Genomic DNA, 14,186 nt, shown 5'->3' with positions numbered 1-14,186 from the left:
GAAGGACGTGTGCCTTCCCTCGTTTTTTATGCGCCGAGGTTGTGAGGGCATAGGGTGACTGGGCGTCGCGGAAAGTGCGTCCCGGAATCTGCGTCCGGAATGGGATGAGCTTTCCGCTAGGGTTGTTCCGCGGAAACTACGACCCGGAATTTGCACTCAGAGCGGGCCCCAGTTTCCCAAACAGGGCCCTTTGGGAAACTGGGGCCCAGAATCCAGCCAAATAATGGGACGCGCTTTCCGGTCGAGCTTCTGGCGGGCTTCGACAAGCATCTAACGCTACAATAACTACCACGTGGCTGGGTTTGCCGGCCGAATGTGCGATGCCGCGGGAGGGGACATGGTCGAGTTTACAAAGACGATTAAAGATCCGTTGGGACTACATGCCCGCCCGGTTGCGCTGCTCTACGATATCATTGCCAAGCATCGTAGCGACGTTTCGGTCAGCATCGGCGATCGTCACACGGATGGCCGCAATGTGATGGGGCTCATGGCCCTCTACGGCGAATGCGGCGAGGATATCGTCTTTCGCGTTTCGGGCGTAGACGAGGCTTCCTGCGTCACGTCGATCAGAAACCTCTCGCTTTAACCGCAATAATGTGGCAAAGGGGCAGCCCCCTCTGTTGCATAAATTGGTATGACAAGGCACCGCAAAGAGACAGTCTTTGCAGTGCCTTCTTTGTTTCATATAGGAAACTTTTTCGAAAACTGAATAGGGACCCTTCCAAAAAAGTTAACCACGTGCTAGTTTACTAAAGCGAACATAGACGTGGTTAACTTTTGCTGCGTCGATGTTGAGGACGAACTGACGTTAGGAGCACACTCATGTCTTGCGGACCGCAGATGCCGGCCATGCCGCTTTCGATGGTGAAGGCGGGCGAAACCGTGCACGTGTCTCGCGTAAAGGGCAATGAGGACATGAAACATCACCTCAAGGACCTTGGCTTTGTCGAGGGCAACGAGGTTCACGTGGTGAGCTCGAGTGGCGCCAATATCATCGTCACCGTGCTGGGTGCACGCTTTGGCATCGATTCCAAGGTTGCCATGCACATCATGACCGTCGGTTAGTCCGCAGCATTCTGTAAAAACTGAAAGGGGGACAAGTAAATGAAGACGTTGGGTGACGTTAAGGTGGGCGAGAGCTCTACCATCGTCAAGCTTCACGGTGAGGGCGCGCTGCGCCGCCACCTCATGGACCTGGGGCTCATCAAGGGCACTTCGTTCAAGGTCGTAAAGGTTGCACCGCTCGGTGATCCGGTCGAGATCAACGTGCGCGGCTACGAGCTTTCCATCCGCAAGGAGGAGGCTGCCGTCGTCGAGGTCCAGTAAGGGCCGACGGCGAATATTTCTGCAGATAAAGTTAGGTTTTTCTAACTTAAACTTGCAACGTTGTAGCACATTATCCAGCCTGCGCGGAGAAAGCAGCGCGGGCACACAAGGAAGAAGGATTGAATGGCGGATTCTCAGATCCATGTCGCGCTGGCGGGTAACCCCAACTGCGGCAAGACCACGCTTTTCAACCTGATCACCGGCGCCAACGGCTACGTTGGCAACTGGCCCGGCGTCACGGTTGAGAAAAAGGAAGCCAAGCTCCTGAGTGACAAGAACGTCACGATTACGGACCTCCCCGGCATCTACTCGCTTTCCCCCTACAGCCCCGAGGAGCAGTGCTCGCGCGATTACCTCATGAGCGGCGAGCCCGATGTGGTCGTCCAGGTTGTCGACGCGACCAACCTTGAGCGCAATCTGTACCTGGCACTTCAGGTCATCGAGACCGGCCTGCCCGTGGTCGTGGCCCTCAACATGGCCGACCTCGTGGAGAAGAACGGCGACAAGATCGACACCGACAAGCTGTCCAAGAAGCTCGGTTGCCCGGTCATGATGATCTCGGCCCTTAAAAACAAGGGTATCAAGGAGCTGTTCGAGCAGGTCAAGAAGTCTGCTGCTTCCAAGGGCCAGGTGCCGGAGCACAAGTTCGATTCCTCCATCGAGGACGTTCTGGACCACATCGAGAACAACCTGCCGGCGAGCGTTCCCGCCAACAAGCGTCGCTACTACGCGGTCAAGCTGTTTGAGCGCGATGCGGACGCCTGCAAGCTCATCAACCTCACCAAGGAGAAGGCCGCTCGCGTCGAGCAGCTGGTCGCCCAGTGCGAGCAGGATTGCGACGACGACGCCGAGTCCATCATCACCGGCGAGCGCTATGGCGTGATTGCCCACATTATCGACGAGTGCATGACCAAGGCTCCGGCCAAGATGAGCACCTCCGAGAAGATCGACCGCGTGGTTACCAACCGTATCCTGGGCCTGCCGATCTTTGTGGTCATCATGTTCTGCGTGTACTACATCGCCGTTTCCACCCTGGGCGGCACGGTGACCGACTTCACCAACGACCAGCTCTTCGGCACCGACGGCTGGTACGTGCTCGGTCAGGGTCGCGACGCCTATGACGCAGCTGTTGAGGCTGCGGGCGACAACGCCGACTCGGTCGACCCGGCACAGTACGGCCCCTATGTCCCGGGTATCACCACCGTGGTGCACGACGCCCTTGTGGCGGGCGGCACCGAGGACGGTGGCCTGGTCGATTCGCTGGTCTGCGACGGCATCGTCGGCGGCCTGGGCGCCATCTTCGGCTTTGTGCCGCAGATGTTCCTGCTCTTTGTGATGTTGTCTTTCCTGGAGGACTGCGGCTACATGGCCCGCGTCGCCTTCATCATGGACCGCGTGTTCCGCCGCTTTGGCCTGTCCGGTAAGTCCTTTATCCCCATGCTCGTGTCCTCGGGCTGCGGCGTCCCCGGCGTCATGGCCACCAAGACCATCGAGAACGAGAAGGACCGCCGCATGACGGTCATGACCACCACGTTCATTCCCTGTGGTGCCAAGCTGCCGATCATCGCCCTGCTCATGGGCTCCATCATCGGCGATTCTTCCACCACCGCCGCATGGATCAGCCCGCTCTTCTACTTCCTGGGCGTCTTTGCCGTCATCGCCTCGGGCCTCATGCTCAAGAAGACCAAGCTCTTCGCCGGCCGTCCGACGCCGTTCGTTATGGAGCTTCCTGCCTACCACTTCCCGGCGATCCGCTCTTGGGCGCTGCACGTGTGGGAACGCTGCTGGGCCTTTATCAAGAAGGCCGGCACGGTCATCTTCGCGTCCACCGTCGTCGTTTGGTTCCTCTCCAACTTTGGTAGCTATAACGGTTCCTTTGGCTTCCTGCCTGCGATGGACGGCATCCCCGAGGAGTTTATGGACTACTCCGTGCTTGCCATGCTCGGCAACCTGGTCGCTTGGATCTTCGCCCCGCTCGGCTTTAGCACCTGGCAGGCAACTGCGCTGACTGTTTCTGGCCTTGTCGCCAAGGAGAACGTCGTCGCCACCGCCGGCTCGCTGCTGTCGGTTGCTGACGCCGCCGAGACCGACCCGAGCCTGTGGACCGCGTTTGCCGGCATGTTCCCGACTATGGGCGCCTGCGTTGCCTTCGGCGCTTTCAACCTGCTGTGCGCCCCGTGCTTTGCCGCCATGGGCACTATCCGCAATCAGATGGACTCCGGCAAGTGGACCGCGATTGCCATCGGCTACGAGTGCGCCTTCGCTTGGGTCATCGGCCTGTTCATCAACCAGTTCTACAACCTGCTTGTCCTTGGCCAGTTTGGTATCTGGACGGTTGTGGCCATCGTGCTGCTGGTTGCGATGCTCTTCCAGATCTTCCGTCCCATGCCCAAGCACGCTTGGACCGACGAGGATGAGACCAACACCGCTTCCGCCGCAGTTTCCGCTTAAGTCCGAATAAGGATCAGCCCCTTTCCACGAGCCCGGGTGTCCCAGCGACACTCGGGCTTTTTGGTGGGGGAGATGTGGCGTTTCCGCAGATAAAACCGACCAAAATAAACCTGTCCCTTTTTGGTAGGTGGAGAATGGGGTAAAGTAAGTGGTGGTTAACTAGAGGAGGCTTGCTATGGCACCTATCGATATTGTTGTACTGGCTGTTATCGGCATTGCGTTTGTCGCCGTGTGCGTGCGCATTTATCGCAAGGGCACCTGCGCCGACTGCGCTCAAGGTGGCGTTTGCACGGGACATTGCTCCAACAAAAAGACGTGCGCCGCGCTTAAGGGCGTGGACAAAATTGCCGAAGATTTGAGCCGCGGTATTCATTAGCCGACCAGCGTTTGGGAATGCATTACTTCGGATACGGCAGTTGCTGATACGATAAGTACGTTAGCAACTGCCGCCGAGCGGCCCAAACGAAAGGAACCCTGTATGGAGTCCTCCGCCTACCCGATGCTCTTTAGTCCGATCAAGGTCGGTACGACCGAGGTCAAGAACCGCGTCTTTATGCCGCCGGTGTCTACCAACCTGGCCGACCACGGCTATGTGACCGACGACCTGGTCGACCACTACCGCGCCCGTGCCAAGGGCGGCGTGGGCCTGATCATCACCGAGGTCGTGACGGTCGAGCCCACCTATACCTATCTGCCGGGTGACATGTGCTGCTACGACGACACGTTTATCCCCGGCTGGGAAAAGCTCGCCGCGGCCGTCCACGAGTATGGCTGCAAGATCATGCCGCAGCTCTTCCACCCCGCCTACATGGCCTTTAACATTCCGGGCACGCCGCGCCTCATCGCCCCGTCCTTTGTGGGCCCGTCTTATGCCCGCGAGGCACCGCGCCCCATCACAGTTGATGAGATTCACGAGCTCACGCATCAGTTCGGCGACGCCGCCGTGCGTATGCAGAAGGCCGGCGTCGATGGCGTTGAGGTCCATGCGGCGCACGCCCATGGCATGCTCGGCGGCTTTTTGACCCCGCTCTACAACAAGCGTACCGACGAGTACGGCGGCTCGCTCGACGCCCGCATGCGCTTCTTGCTCGAGGTCATCGCCGAGATTCGCGAGCGCTGCGGCAAGGACTTCATCATCGACGTCCGTATCTCGGGCGACGAGTACACCGATGGCGGCCTGACCCTCAACGACATGATCTACGTCTCGCGCCGCTTGGAGAAGGCCGGCGTCGACATGATCCACGTGTCGGGCGGCACTACCATCAAGCGCGGCTCCGCCATTCCCGCCGCCGGTACGCAGCAGGCCTCGCACGCCGCCTGCTCGCGCGAGATCAAAAAGCATGTGAATATTCCCGTTGCCACGGTCGGCCGCATCAACGAGGCATGGATTGCCGAGGAGCTGATCGAGGACGGTGCTGCCGACATCTGCATGATGGGCCGTGCCAATCTGTGCGATGCCGAGTTCTGCAACAAAGCGGCTGCCGGCAACGCCGACGAGATCCGTCCCTGCATCGGCTGCCTGCGCTGCCTGAACGGCATTATGTTCGGCAAGCGTATCTCCTGCACCGTCAACCCGGACGTGGAGCGCGACGAGGCCGGCTACGAGCCTGCCGCAGAGGCCAAGAACGTTCTGGTCGTGGGTGCTGGTCCTGCGGGTATGGAGGCAGCCTTCATTGCCGCCAAGCGTGGCCACAACGTAGTGCTCGTGGATAAGCAGGACGAGCCGGGCGGCGAGATGCGCATTGCGGCCGTTCCGCCGGCAAAGCAGGAGCTCACGCGTGTGATCAAGTATCAGTACCGTCGCTTGGCCGAGGCAGGCGTCACGTGCGTCTTTGGCACCGAGCTCTCGGCCGAGGACATTCAGCGCGACTACGCGGGTTACGAGGTTGTCCTGGCTTATGGCGCTGAGCCCATCGCTCCGGCCTTTATGCAGGGCTTTAAGCAGGTTATGACGGCCGACGACCTGCTGGGCGGCAAGGCTTTCCCGGGCAAGAAGATTGTCATCGTGGGCGGCGGCACCGTCGGCTGCGAGACGGCCGATTACCTGGCCCCGTTGGTCAACGACCTGTCGCCGGCCAATCGCGACGTCACCGTCATCGAGATGACCAAGACGCTTGCCGCTAACGAGGGCGGCGCCGGTCGCGCGGTGCTCATCACGCGCATGCTCTCCAAGGGCGTTCACGTGCTGACCGAGGCCAAGGTGACCGAGATCACCGAGGACACCATCAGCTACGAGAAGGACGGCGAGATCCGCACCATCGCCGGTGCCGATACGCTGGTGCTTGCCATGGGCTATCGTCCCAATACCAAGCTGGCCGATGACCTGGCTGCAGCCGGTGTTGCCACCCACGTGCTGGGCGATGCCAACAAGTGCGGCAACATCCGCGACGCCATCGGCGATGGCTACAAGGTTGCCTGCGAGCTCTAATCAGCCCCTTGGTGCGTGCGGACGGTCTCCTCGACGAGCTTTTTTGCCCGTTACGTCGATAAAGAGGGGAACGGATGCCTTGAGCACGCCCATCAGACGGGTAACGGCGAGGTTGCCGCCATCCCAGGGTGGCTTCATGGAGTAGCGCCCGTACGCATCGAATTTTTCCTCTCATAGATGTGCGGCGCAAAGAGCCCCGAGTTCATACGAGCTCGGGGCTCTTTTCGTTTGGATTGCAGGCGTATTGACAGACGAAAACAGTCTGCGTCCGGTATTGAGCCATACGAAAGCGAAATTATTCGTCTTAATTCCGTACGCAAATCAAGACGAAAACCGTTTGCGTCTTCTATTAATCAATACGCAAACGGTTTTCGTCTTATAATACGATTATGAATGGTGCGAAACGAGGGGGTTGCGCATATGGTTGTTAGAGAGAGCCCTACAGTCGAATACAAGGAAAGCGTTACGCCGACGTTTCTTAAAACGGTGAGCGCCTATGCAAACTACGGGACGGGCAAGATTGAGTTCGGCGTTGATGACGAGGGCGTGGCTGTCGGCCTTGCAGATCCGGTCGCAGAGTGTCTCCGCATCGAGAACATGATTAATGACAGCTTGGATCCCGCTCCCCGTTACACGCTCGAGCCCGATGAGAAACACGGGACCGTAATCCTTACGGTTTATGAGGGACAGGACAAACCCTATCGAAGCAAGGGAAAGGCCTACAGGCGAAACGATTCGGCAACGGTGGAGGTCGACCGGTTTGAGTATGGCAGGCTGACGCTCGAAGGCAGCAACGTAACGTTCGACGCGCTCACGTCGGCTCGCCAGGACTTGGGCTTTCATACGCTCGAGCATAAGTGTGTTGAACACCTCGGCATTTCCGAGCTAACGCCGGATATCATGCGTACGCTCCGCTTGCTCGGCAAGGATGGCTATACCAATGCCGCGGCGATTTTAGCGGATAAGAATGATTTTCCGGGCATCGACTGCGTCCGTTTTGGTGATACCGACGATGTGATCTTGGATCGTGAGTCGGCGACAAATGTATCCGCAATTGAGCAGGTGGACAGGGCGGTGGCTATGTTTGCACGCTACTACCGTTATGAGCGTATCGAAGGGATGGAGCGCGTCCAAACCGATCGAATTCCTCTTGAGGCATTCCGCGAAGCTGTTGCAAACGCTTTGGTGCATCGAACGTGGGACGTTCGAGCGAACGTTCAAATTGCCCTGTACGACGATCGCGTCGTTGTGACCTCCCCCGGATCGCTGCCTGCCGGTTTGACGACGGAACAATACCTGTATGGGCAGATATCCGTGCTCAGAAACCCCATCGTTGCAGAGGCCTTCTTAAAGCTGGATTACATCGAGAAATTTGGTACGGGAATCGCGCGCATTAGACGTGCCTATCGCGATTCGATCAATCAACCAATTTTTGATGTTCGCGGCGGCATGGTGGCCGTCACGTTGCCCGTTACCGATGCCTTTGAAGGGTCCGAGGAAGAGGTCCAGGTTCTCAAGGCCTTGTCGGGCGGGCGAATTATGTCGCGAAGCGAGATTGAAAAACAGACGGGGCTGAGCCGCATGCGGACGTTGGCGGCACTCGAATCTCTGCTTGAACGGAATACAATCGTAAGGCAGGGAACCGGGCGGGCCACGAAATATGAGCGCTCATAGTTCAAAAGAGCCATGGTACAAGACGGACCCCAAGCCAGTGTTGGCTTGGGGTCCGTTATATCCCGGATGGTAACGGGCCGATTATTGTCAAGTTATAGCAAGATATAGCAAAGTATAGCGACGTACAGCAAAGTATAGTGAGATATAGCAAGACGTATAGCGCGCCTTGATTTTCAACCCTTGATTATCAACCGTCCGTATTTCACAGCAACTTATAACAGGCTCGGGGTGCCAATTTGGGGTGCAGTAGTGCTGCGCCACGAAAAGGGCCTATCTACTACGTTTAAGCCGCAGGGGTCAACCATAGCCGGCTTTTTCGAAAATCGACAAGCTGTCTACCTGCGGTTTTGTTTTCACAGTTTTCGGTATGGCCGAGGCTATCCGTGTTAACGTAGTAGATGGGCCACTTTTGTGGCAAGGGGGCCGATCTGCGGGCCAGGGTAGCTAAAAGAGACACGTCCCAAAAAGACTGATTGGGAGCTGGGGCGTGTCGATGCGATAGTATTACGTGGTGGAATTCGACAAACCGTGGGCTTCATCCGAGGGCTTTATGGAACAACACCAGCATTATCAGAGCCTGCAAGATCAGGCATACAACGCACTGCGCTCCAAGATCATCTATGCCGAGCTCAGGCCCGGCACGCGCCTTTCGGCGATTGGTCTGGAAAAGGAGACGGGAATCGGGCGCACGCCCATTCGCGAGTCCTTTGTGCGCCTGCGTGAGCAGGAGCTGGTGGAAACGCGTCCCAAGAGCGGCACCTACGTCTCTAAGATCAGCATGGAACACGCCGAGAATGCCTGTTTCTTGCGCGAGAAACTCGAAAGAAGCGTACTCATTAAATGTTGTTCGGCTGCCACGTCCGAGCAAAAGCATCGGCTCGAGCAGATTCTTGCCGAGTCCGAATCGCTCGACCATAGCGAGACGCGTCGCTTTTTCGATCTGGACAACCTGTTCCATGAGACGTGTTTTGAGATTGCCGGTCGTCACATGCTGTGGGATTGGATGAAGAGCGTCAACACGCATTTTGAGCGATACAACTGGTTGCGTATGGTGTCGCAGGACCTGGATTGGGAGCCGATTCGTCGACAACATCGTCGGATTCTCGAGGCCATTAAGAGGGGCGATACCGACACGGCGAGCTACCTGGCAGAGACGCACTTGCACCTGATGCCCGAGGAGCAGGGCCCGGTTATCGCCTTGCATCCCGACTATTTTGAGCTGCCTAAAGACTCGAATATCTAGCCCATCATCGCATCTGCTCAAGACGTAAAAACGATGCTGCCCACCTACAGCGTTTTGAAATCGAGATTTTTAAGAATGCCTAAAATGGCTCAGACTGCCGACAATTGGGAAACGGGGTGCGCTATGGCGCAGATGAGAATCAAGGACATTGCCGCCGAGGCGGGCGTGAGCCCGGCCACGGTCTCGCGCTACCTCAATAACCGCCCCGGGCAGATGACCGAGGAAACCCGCGCCCGCATCGCGGCGGTCATCGAGCGTACCGGCTATCGCCCGCGTGCCGCCGCGCGCAATCTGCGTAGCTCGCGTACCAACCTCATCGGCGTGATCTTAGCCGACATTGCTAATCCGTTCTCCAGCGCCATGCTCGAAGGGCTTTCCGCCAGTGCCGCCGCGCGCGGCTGCTTGCTTATGACGGCCATTAGCGGCAACGACCCCGCCAAGGAGGCCGAATCGCTCACGAGGCTTATCGATGCCGGCGTGGACGGCCTGGTCGTCAACACCTGCGGCGGCAACGACGAGGCAATCGCCGCGGCCGCGGGACGCCTACCCGTTGTGCTGCTCGACCGCGATGTTGCCAATGGCGGCATCGATCTGGTGATCTCTAACAACCGTGAGCTGGTTGCCGGCCTGGTAGACGCTCTTGCTGCCGCCGGCAGCGAGCGCCTGTGCCTGCTTACCGAGGCAAGCGACGACAGCCCCGTGCGTCGCGAGCGCGCCGAGGCCTTTGCCGACGAGCTCTCGCGCCGCGGCCTAGCCGGCGAGGTCGTCACCCTGGCCGACGGCGGCGCCACGGGCGTCGGCCGCCTGGACGAGACCATCCGCGGCTATGCGGGTAAAAAGCTCGGCCTCATTGCCGTCAACGGCCTGGTCTTTCTGCGCCTGACCGAGGCGCTGGCACAGTTGGGACCTTCGTTGCCGGCTGGCCTCAAGATTGCGACGTTTGACGATTACCCCTGGAACCACGTGCTCTTTGGCGGTGTGACCACGGCCGCGCAGGACACCGTCGCCATCGCCGAGCGCGTAGTCGAGCGTCTGTCCGAGCGCATTAACGTCGTCACCACCACGGTGGGCGAGGCCGCAAGGCTGGCTCCCAAGCGCATCGAGATCCCCGGCCACATCGAACACCGCGCTTCGACCTCGCGCTAGTCTGTGTGATAATATATAGACAATGTCATACAGGAGGTATCCATGGCTGCGTCTGTGCTGAGTGTGCGAGTGGACTCGTCAATTAAAGATTCATTTGCCGAGCTGTGCGAAGAACTTGGCATGACTTCGTCTGTTGCAGTCAATATGTTTATGAGACAGATGCTGCGCGAGCGTTCGCTGCCGTTTGTCCCTTCACTCGGTAAAAGCTCTGCGAGCGGAAGCGTCGCGGCGGGCATTTTGGATACCGCTCAGATTGAGTCCGCTGTCCGTGAGGCGGCCAGCCTGATTCCCGCCATCAAAAGCGTGATTCTTTTTGGCTCGTATGCTCGTGGCGACGCGCGTGCCGATAGTGACATTGACTTGCGTCTCGAAGTCGATCGCGATCAGGGCTTTGGCCTTTTCGCGTTGTCGGCATTCGGCGAGGCGGTGCGCAAAGAAACTGGGAGGCAGGTTGATCTTGTCTCGAGCGACCATCTTGATGCCGATCTTGCCGCGGTAATCGAGCGCGAAGGAGTGATCCTTTATGATCGCGCGTAAGTCAGACGGCCTCCGCGCCCAAGAGGTCTTGGACGCCATCTCTGAAACGAACGAGCGCATCAAGGCTTTTGATATCACCGAGGACCAGTTTCTGCATGCGAATGACGTGCGGACGAGGGCGTTGGCGGACTCCCTTTTGATGTGCGCGCTTAGGGTGACGGAAGAAGCGGGCAAGTTGTCGGAACGCTCGCAGCGGCTTCATCCCGAAATTGAGTGGCGTGGAATTATCGGCATGAGAAATTACCTCGCGCATGATTACGGCAATGTCGACCGATCGGTTGTTTGGGATGCAGTGACGATGGAGTTCCCTGCGTTGGAACGAGCCTGTAGACAAATTGTCTCCGAATCTGAACGATAGTCACTTGCCATATCCGCCTGCTCGCGCACGTTTTTTGAGCGCTTGATACGCTTTAACCCTGCGGAAACATTTTTCTGCGATAGTATCTGCGGTATAGACCAGTCGAAACCCGCCCGAAAGAAAGGGGAGCGACATGAACCAGCAGAACATCGATTACGTACTCCGCTCCGTAGAGCAGCGTGACATCCGCTTTGTGCGTCTGTGGTTTGTCGACATTCTCGGCCGCCTCAAAAACTTTGCCATCAGCCCCGAGGACCTCGAGGTCGCATTTGAGGAGGGCATTGGCTTTGACGGCTCGGCCATCGAGGGCTTTGCCACGCCCGAGGAAGCCGACATGCTGGCGTTCCCTGATGCCTCGACCTTCCAGATTTTGCCGTGGCGTCCGAGCCACAACGGCGTCGCCCGTGTGTTCTGCGACGTGTGCACTCCCGATCGCGAGCCCTTCGCCGGCGACCCGCGCGCTGCGCTGCGCCGCATGTTCCATAAGGCCGAGAAGGCCGGCTACCTGCTCAACGTTGGTGCCGAGCTGGAGTACTACTATTTCCCCGACGAGCGCACGCCCGAGCCGCTCGACAACGTGGGCTACTTCGATCTTTCGGTGAGCGACGCCGCGCGCGACCTGCGCCGCAACACGGTCCTTACGCTCGAGAAGATGTCCGTGCCCGTGGAGTACACCTTCCACGCCGCCGGTCGCTCGCAGCACGGCATGAGCCTGCGCCACGCCGAGGCCCTGAGCATGTCCGACGCCATTACCACGGCCAAGCTCATCATTAAACAGCAAGCTTACGAGAGCGGTTGCCACGCCTCCTTTATGCCCAAGCCGTTGGCGGGCGAGGATGGCAGCGCCATGTTTTTGCATCAGTCGCTGTTCGACCACGACGGCAACAACGTCTTTTGGGGCGAGGCCGACGAGAGGTACCATCTCTCCGACGTCGCCAAGCACTACATGGCCGGTATCTTGGCGCACGCGCGCGAGATCAGCGCCATCACCAACCCCACCGTCAACTCGTACAAGCGCATCACCACGGGCGGCGACTCCGTGCCGCAGTACGCCACGTGGGGCCTGCGCAACCGCGCAAGCATGGTTCGCATCCCGGTCTACAAGCCCGGCAAGCAGCTGTCCACGCGCATCGAGCTTCGTAGCCCCGATCCCATGGCCAACCCGTATCTGGTCAACGCCGTCACGCTGGCGGCTGGTCTCGACGGCATCGAGCGCAAGCTGGAGCTCCCTCTCGAGGCCACGGCCGAGACGCTCAAGCTCAACGACCGCCAGATGCTCGAGGCCGGTTATACGCCGCTGCCGCGCTCGCTTAAAGAGGCACTCGACGTCTTTGAGGACTCGCAGTTTATGAAGGATGCCCTCGGCGAGCACATCCATAGCTTCTTCCTCAAAAAGAAGCGCGACGAGTGGCATAAGTTTGAGTCCACGATCACCGAATGGGAGATCAAGCACTACCTGGCGAACTCCTAATCGCGCTGGCTTGTCCCAGTACGATTGAGCTCATTTCTTTGGAGGCCGATATGTCCGAAAAGAGTGCCCTGTTCATGGCGCGCACGACGCGCTTCCACGAGTTTGCCCGCAGCTTGACGACCACCCTGGGTGTCGAGGTGAGTCTGGCCACCCCCGATTCGCCAACTGCGGCGCACGACTTTGACCTGCTGATCCTCGATTCCGATGGCATCCGCAGCGACCGCATCGATCAGATTGCCAAGTGGCTCGACGATCGCGGCGGCGTTCCCATGCTGGTGATCGTCGACGACGAGGCGCTCGGCACCCTGCGCCTGCCGAATCATGCGCATGCCGACTTTGTATGTCCCACGGCGACGCCCAACGAGCTCAAGGCTCGTGCACAGCGTCTGATGGGCGAGGAGGAGCCCGTCGCCTCCGATGATGTGCTCAACATCGATAACCTTGAGATCAACCTGGCCACCTACCAGGTGACACTCGATAGCGAGCCCATTGACCTGACGCTGATGGAGTACTCGCTGCTGAGTTTTTTGGCGACGCATCCCAACCGCGCCTACAGCCGCGAGGTACTGCTGCACCGCGTGTGGGGCTTTGAGTACTGCGGCGGTACGCGCACCGTCGACGTGCATATCCGACGCATCCGCTCCAAGGTGGGCCCGCAGATCGCGGCACACATCACCACCGTCCGCGGCGTGGGCTATCTGTTTAAGGACTAGGGATAACCAGAAGACGATACAGGGCACCGGAGTTTTTCGGTGCCCTTTTCTCGCTTGTGGCAAGAATCATACCTTTTACCGACTGAAAGTGCGTCAGTAAAAACAATATCAAGCGTATAGCACTATCTGGCGAATAACATTTAGTTACTTGCCATGGATTTGTATAAATGGGATTACGTTGTTGATGCGAGCAAAACGATTTCGGGAATGATAACGCCAACGCAGGCGAAAGTTATCAAAGAGGCGAAAACCTACGCATGCGCGTTTCGGCAATGTTTTCTCCGGGGGGCTCCGGTCAAATGGCAGCGGGCACGCAATGGCAGTTGTGGGCTATGTGGCAATGTATAACACATACTCAAATGCCAAGAAGTACCTGCTTGTGGTTTGGAATGGATAGACAAACCGGCTGCAGTTTCTTCCATATGACGTATCAATTTACACGGCTCACGACGGAACATATTGCAAGGGGTGATTGTGCTCGTGAACGGCGACAAGTTCATTCGAAGGGCAATACTCCTATTGGTTCTTTTCCTTGCCTTGGTCGCTGCAGTGAGTTTGTCCCTGCTAGGGGCGACTAATGGGGGAGAAAACGACACGGTTGTTGCGATCGAAGTTCGCACTCTATCGGATGTTCATAACGGGCAATTTGAGGCGTTGATGCCAAGTGGTTGCCATAAAAAGATCGATATGCGCCGCAAGTCAAGTTCCGGATATGTTGCAGGGTTGAAGGCAGGTGAAAAATGGATTCTAGTTTTTGTGGAAGATAAGGAACTTGACGGGACTGTTCTATATCCCCATTCAGCCGAGAAAGCCAAATCAAGCAGACCAGGGGAATGAAG

At 58.2% G+C, this 14,186-nt stretch carries 14 protein-coding genes; all 14 read left to right on the top strand.

All coding sequences use genetic code 11. From position 1 onward, the window contains the following. Positions 1-337: 337 nt before the first annotated feature. Positions 338-586 carry an HPr family phosphocarrier protein gene (locus DW211_RS00135; protein ID WP_158568452.1) on the top strand — a complete coding sequence of 83 codons (249 nt, stop codon included), beginning with the start codon at positions 338-340 and terminating at the stop codon, positions 584-586. A gap of 236 nt (positions 587-822) precedes the next feature. Then, entirely contained in the window at positions 823-1,065 is a 243-nt protein-coding gene (locus tag DW211_RS00130; RefSeq protein WP_233540901.1) for a FeoA family protein, read from the top strand. A gap of 39 nt (positions 1,066-1,104) precedes the next feature. After that, positions 1,105-1,326, top strand: a complete 222-nt coding sequence (locus DW211_RS00125; protein WP_006234774.1) for a FeoA family protein — start codon at positions 1,105-1,107, stop codon at positions 1,324-1,326. Between the two features lie 123 nt (positions 1,327-1,449). Beyond that, positions 1,450-3,777 (top strand): ferrous iron transporter B, encoded by a 2,328-nt coding sequence (locus DW211_RS00120; RefSeq protein WP_118258540.1) that lies wholly within the window; start codon positions 1,450-1,452, stop codon positions 3,775-3,777. A 175-nt stretch (positions 3,778-3,952) separates the two neighbouring features. Continuing rightward, on the top strand, positions 3,953-4,153 hold the full coding sequence (locus DW211_RS00115; protein ID WP_118258538.1) for a hypothetical protein: 201 nt from the start codon (positions 3,953-3,955) through the stop codon (positions 4,151-4,153). Between the two features lie 102 nt (positions 4,154-4,255). Further along, positions 4,256-6,205 (top strand): NAD(P)/FAD-dependent oxidoreductase, encoded by a 1,950-nt coding sequence (locus tag DW211_RS00110; RefSeq protein ID WP_118258537.1) that lies wholly within the window; start codon positions 4,256-4,258, stop codon positions 6,203-6,205. A gap of 420 nt (positions 6,206-6,625) precedes the next feature. Next, positions 6,626-7,879, top strand: coding sequence for an ATP-binding protein (locus tag DW211_RS00105; protein WP_118258902.1), 1,254 nt, complete (start codon positions 6,626-6,628; stop codon positions 7,877-7,879). Between the two features lie 511 nt (positions 7,880-8,390). Then, the gene (locus DW211_RS00100; protein WP_158568451.1) at positions 8,391-9,122 is read left to right on the top strand and encodes a GntR family transcriptional regulator; all 732 of its coding nucleotides are present in this window, start codon (positions 8,391-8,393) and stop codon (positions 9,120-9,122) included. Between the two features lie 123 nt (positions 9,123-9,245). Then, positions 9,246-10,268 carry a LacI family DNA-binding transcriptional regulator gene (locus DW211_RS00095; RefSeq protein ID WP_158568450.1) on the top strand — a complete coding sequence of 341 codons (1,023 nt, stop codon included), beginning with the start codon at positions 9,246-9,248 and terminating at the stop codon, positions 10,266-10,268. 42 nt (positions 10,269-10,310) lie between these two features. Then, complete coding sequence (locus DW211_RS00090; protein WP_118258532.1) at positions 10,311-10,805, top strand: type II toxin-antitoxin system RelB/DinJ family antitoxin; 495 nt, start codon at positions 10,311-10,313, stop codon at positions 10,803-10,805. After that, complete coding sequence (locus DW211_RS00085; protein WP_118258530.1) at positions 10,792-11,163, top strand: DUF86 domain-containing protein; 372 nt, start codon at positions 10,792-10,794, stop codon at positions 11,161-11,163. The genes DW211_RS00090 and DW211_RS00085 overlap by 14 nt, the downstream gene beginning before the upstream one ends. A gap of 133 nt (positions 11,164-11,296) precedes the next feature. Then, positions 11,297-12,634: a glutamine synthetase family protein gene (locus DW211_RS00080; RefSeq protein WP_118258528.1), complete on the top strand. Its 1,338-nt coding sequence runs from the start codon at positions 11,297-11,299 to the stop codon at positions 12,632-12,634. A 50-nt stretch (positions 12,635-12,684) separates the two neighbouring features. After that, positions 12,685-13,347, top strand: coding sequence for a response regulator transcription factor (locus tag DW211_RS00075; RefSeq protein WP_117583361.1), 663 nt, complete (start codon positions 12,685-12,687; stop codon positions 13,345-13,347). Between the two features lie 480 nt (positions 13,348-13,827). Beyond that, the gene (locus tag DW211_RS00070) at positions 13,828-14,184 is read left to right on the top strand and encodes a hypothetical protein (RefSeq protein WP_147357224.1); all 357 of its coding nucleotides are present in this window, start codon (positions 13,828-13,830) and stop codon (positions 14,182-14,184) included. The last annotated feature ends 2 nt before the right edge of the window (positions 14,185-14,186 follow it).

This window comes from Collinsella sp. AM18-10 (assembly GCF_003471585.1).
Classification (GTDB): Bacteria; Actinomycetota; Coriobacteriia; order Coriobacteriales; family Coriobacteriaceae; genus Collinsella.
Note: the sequence above shows the minus strand (reverse complement) of the source record. Positions and strands in the feature narration are given on the sequence as shown.

Excerpts from the sequence above, each read along its gene's own strand:
- DW211_RS00135 (WP_158568452.1), top strand. The coding sequence starts at position 338 with ATGGTCGAGTTTACAAAGACGATTAAAGATCCGTTGGGACTACATGCC.
- DW211_RS00130 (WP_233540901.1), top strand. The coding sequence starts at position 823 with ATGTCTTGCGGACCGCAGATGCCGGCCATGCCGCTTTCGATGGTGAAG.
- DW211_RS00125 (WP_006234774.1), top strand. The coding sequence starts at position 1,105 with ATGAAGACGTTGGGTGACGTTAAGGTGGGCGAGAGCTCTACCATCGTC.
- DW211_RS00120 (WP_118258540.1), top strand. The coding sequence starts at position 1,450 with ATGGCGGATTCTCAGATCCATGTCGCGCTGGCGGGTAACCCCAACTGC.
- DW211_RS00115 (WP_118258538.1), top strand. The coding sequence starts at position 3,953 with ATGGCACCTATCGATATTGTTGTACTGGCTGTTATCGGCATTGCGTTT.
- DW211_RS00110 (WP_118258537.1), top strand. The coding sequence starts at position 4,256 with ATGGAGTCCTCCGCCTACCCGATGCTCTTTAGTCCGATCAAGGTCGGT.
- DW211_RS00105 (WP_118258902.1), top strand. The coding sequence starts at position 6,626 with ATGGTTGTTAGAGAGAGCCCTACAGTCGAATACAAGGAAAGCGTTACG.
- DW211_RS00095 (WP_158568450.1), top strand. The coding sequence starts at position 9,246 with ATGGCGCAGATGAGAATCAAGGACATTGCCGCCGAGGCGGGCGTGAGC.
- DW211_RS00090 (WP_118258532.1), top strand. The coding sequence starts at position 10,311 with ATGGCTGCGTCTGTGCTGAGTGTGCGAGTGGACTCGTCAATTAAAGAT.
- DW211_RS00085 (WP_118258530.1), top strand. The coding sequence starts at position 10,792 with ATGATCGCGCGTAAGTCAGACGGCCTCCGCGCCCAAGAGGTCTTGGAC.
- DW211_RS00080 (WP_118258528.1), top strand. The coding sequence starts at position 11,297 with ATGAACCAGCAGAACATCGATTACGTACTCCGCTCCGTAGAGCAGCGT.
- DW211_RS00075 (WP_117583361.1), top strand. The coding sequence starts at position 12,685 with ATGTCCGAAAAGAGTGCCCTGTTCATGGCGCGCACGACGCGCTTCCAC.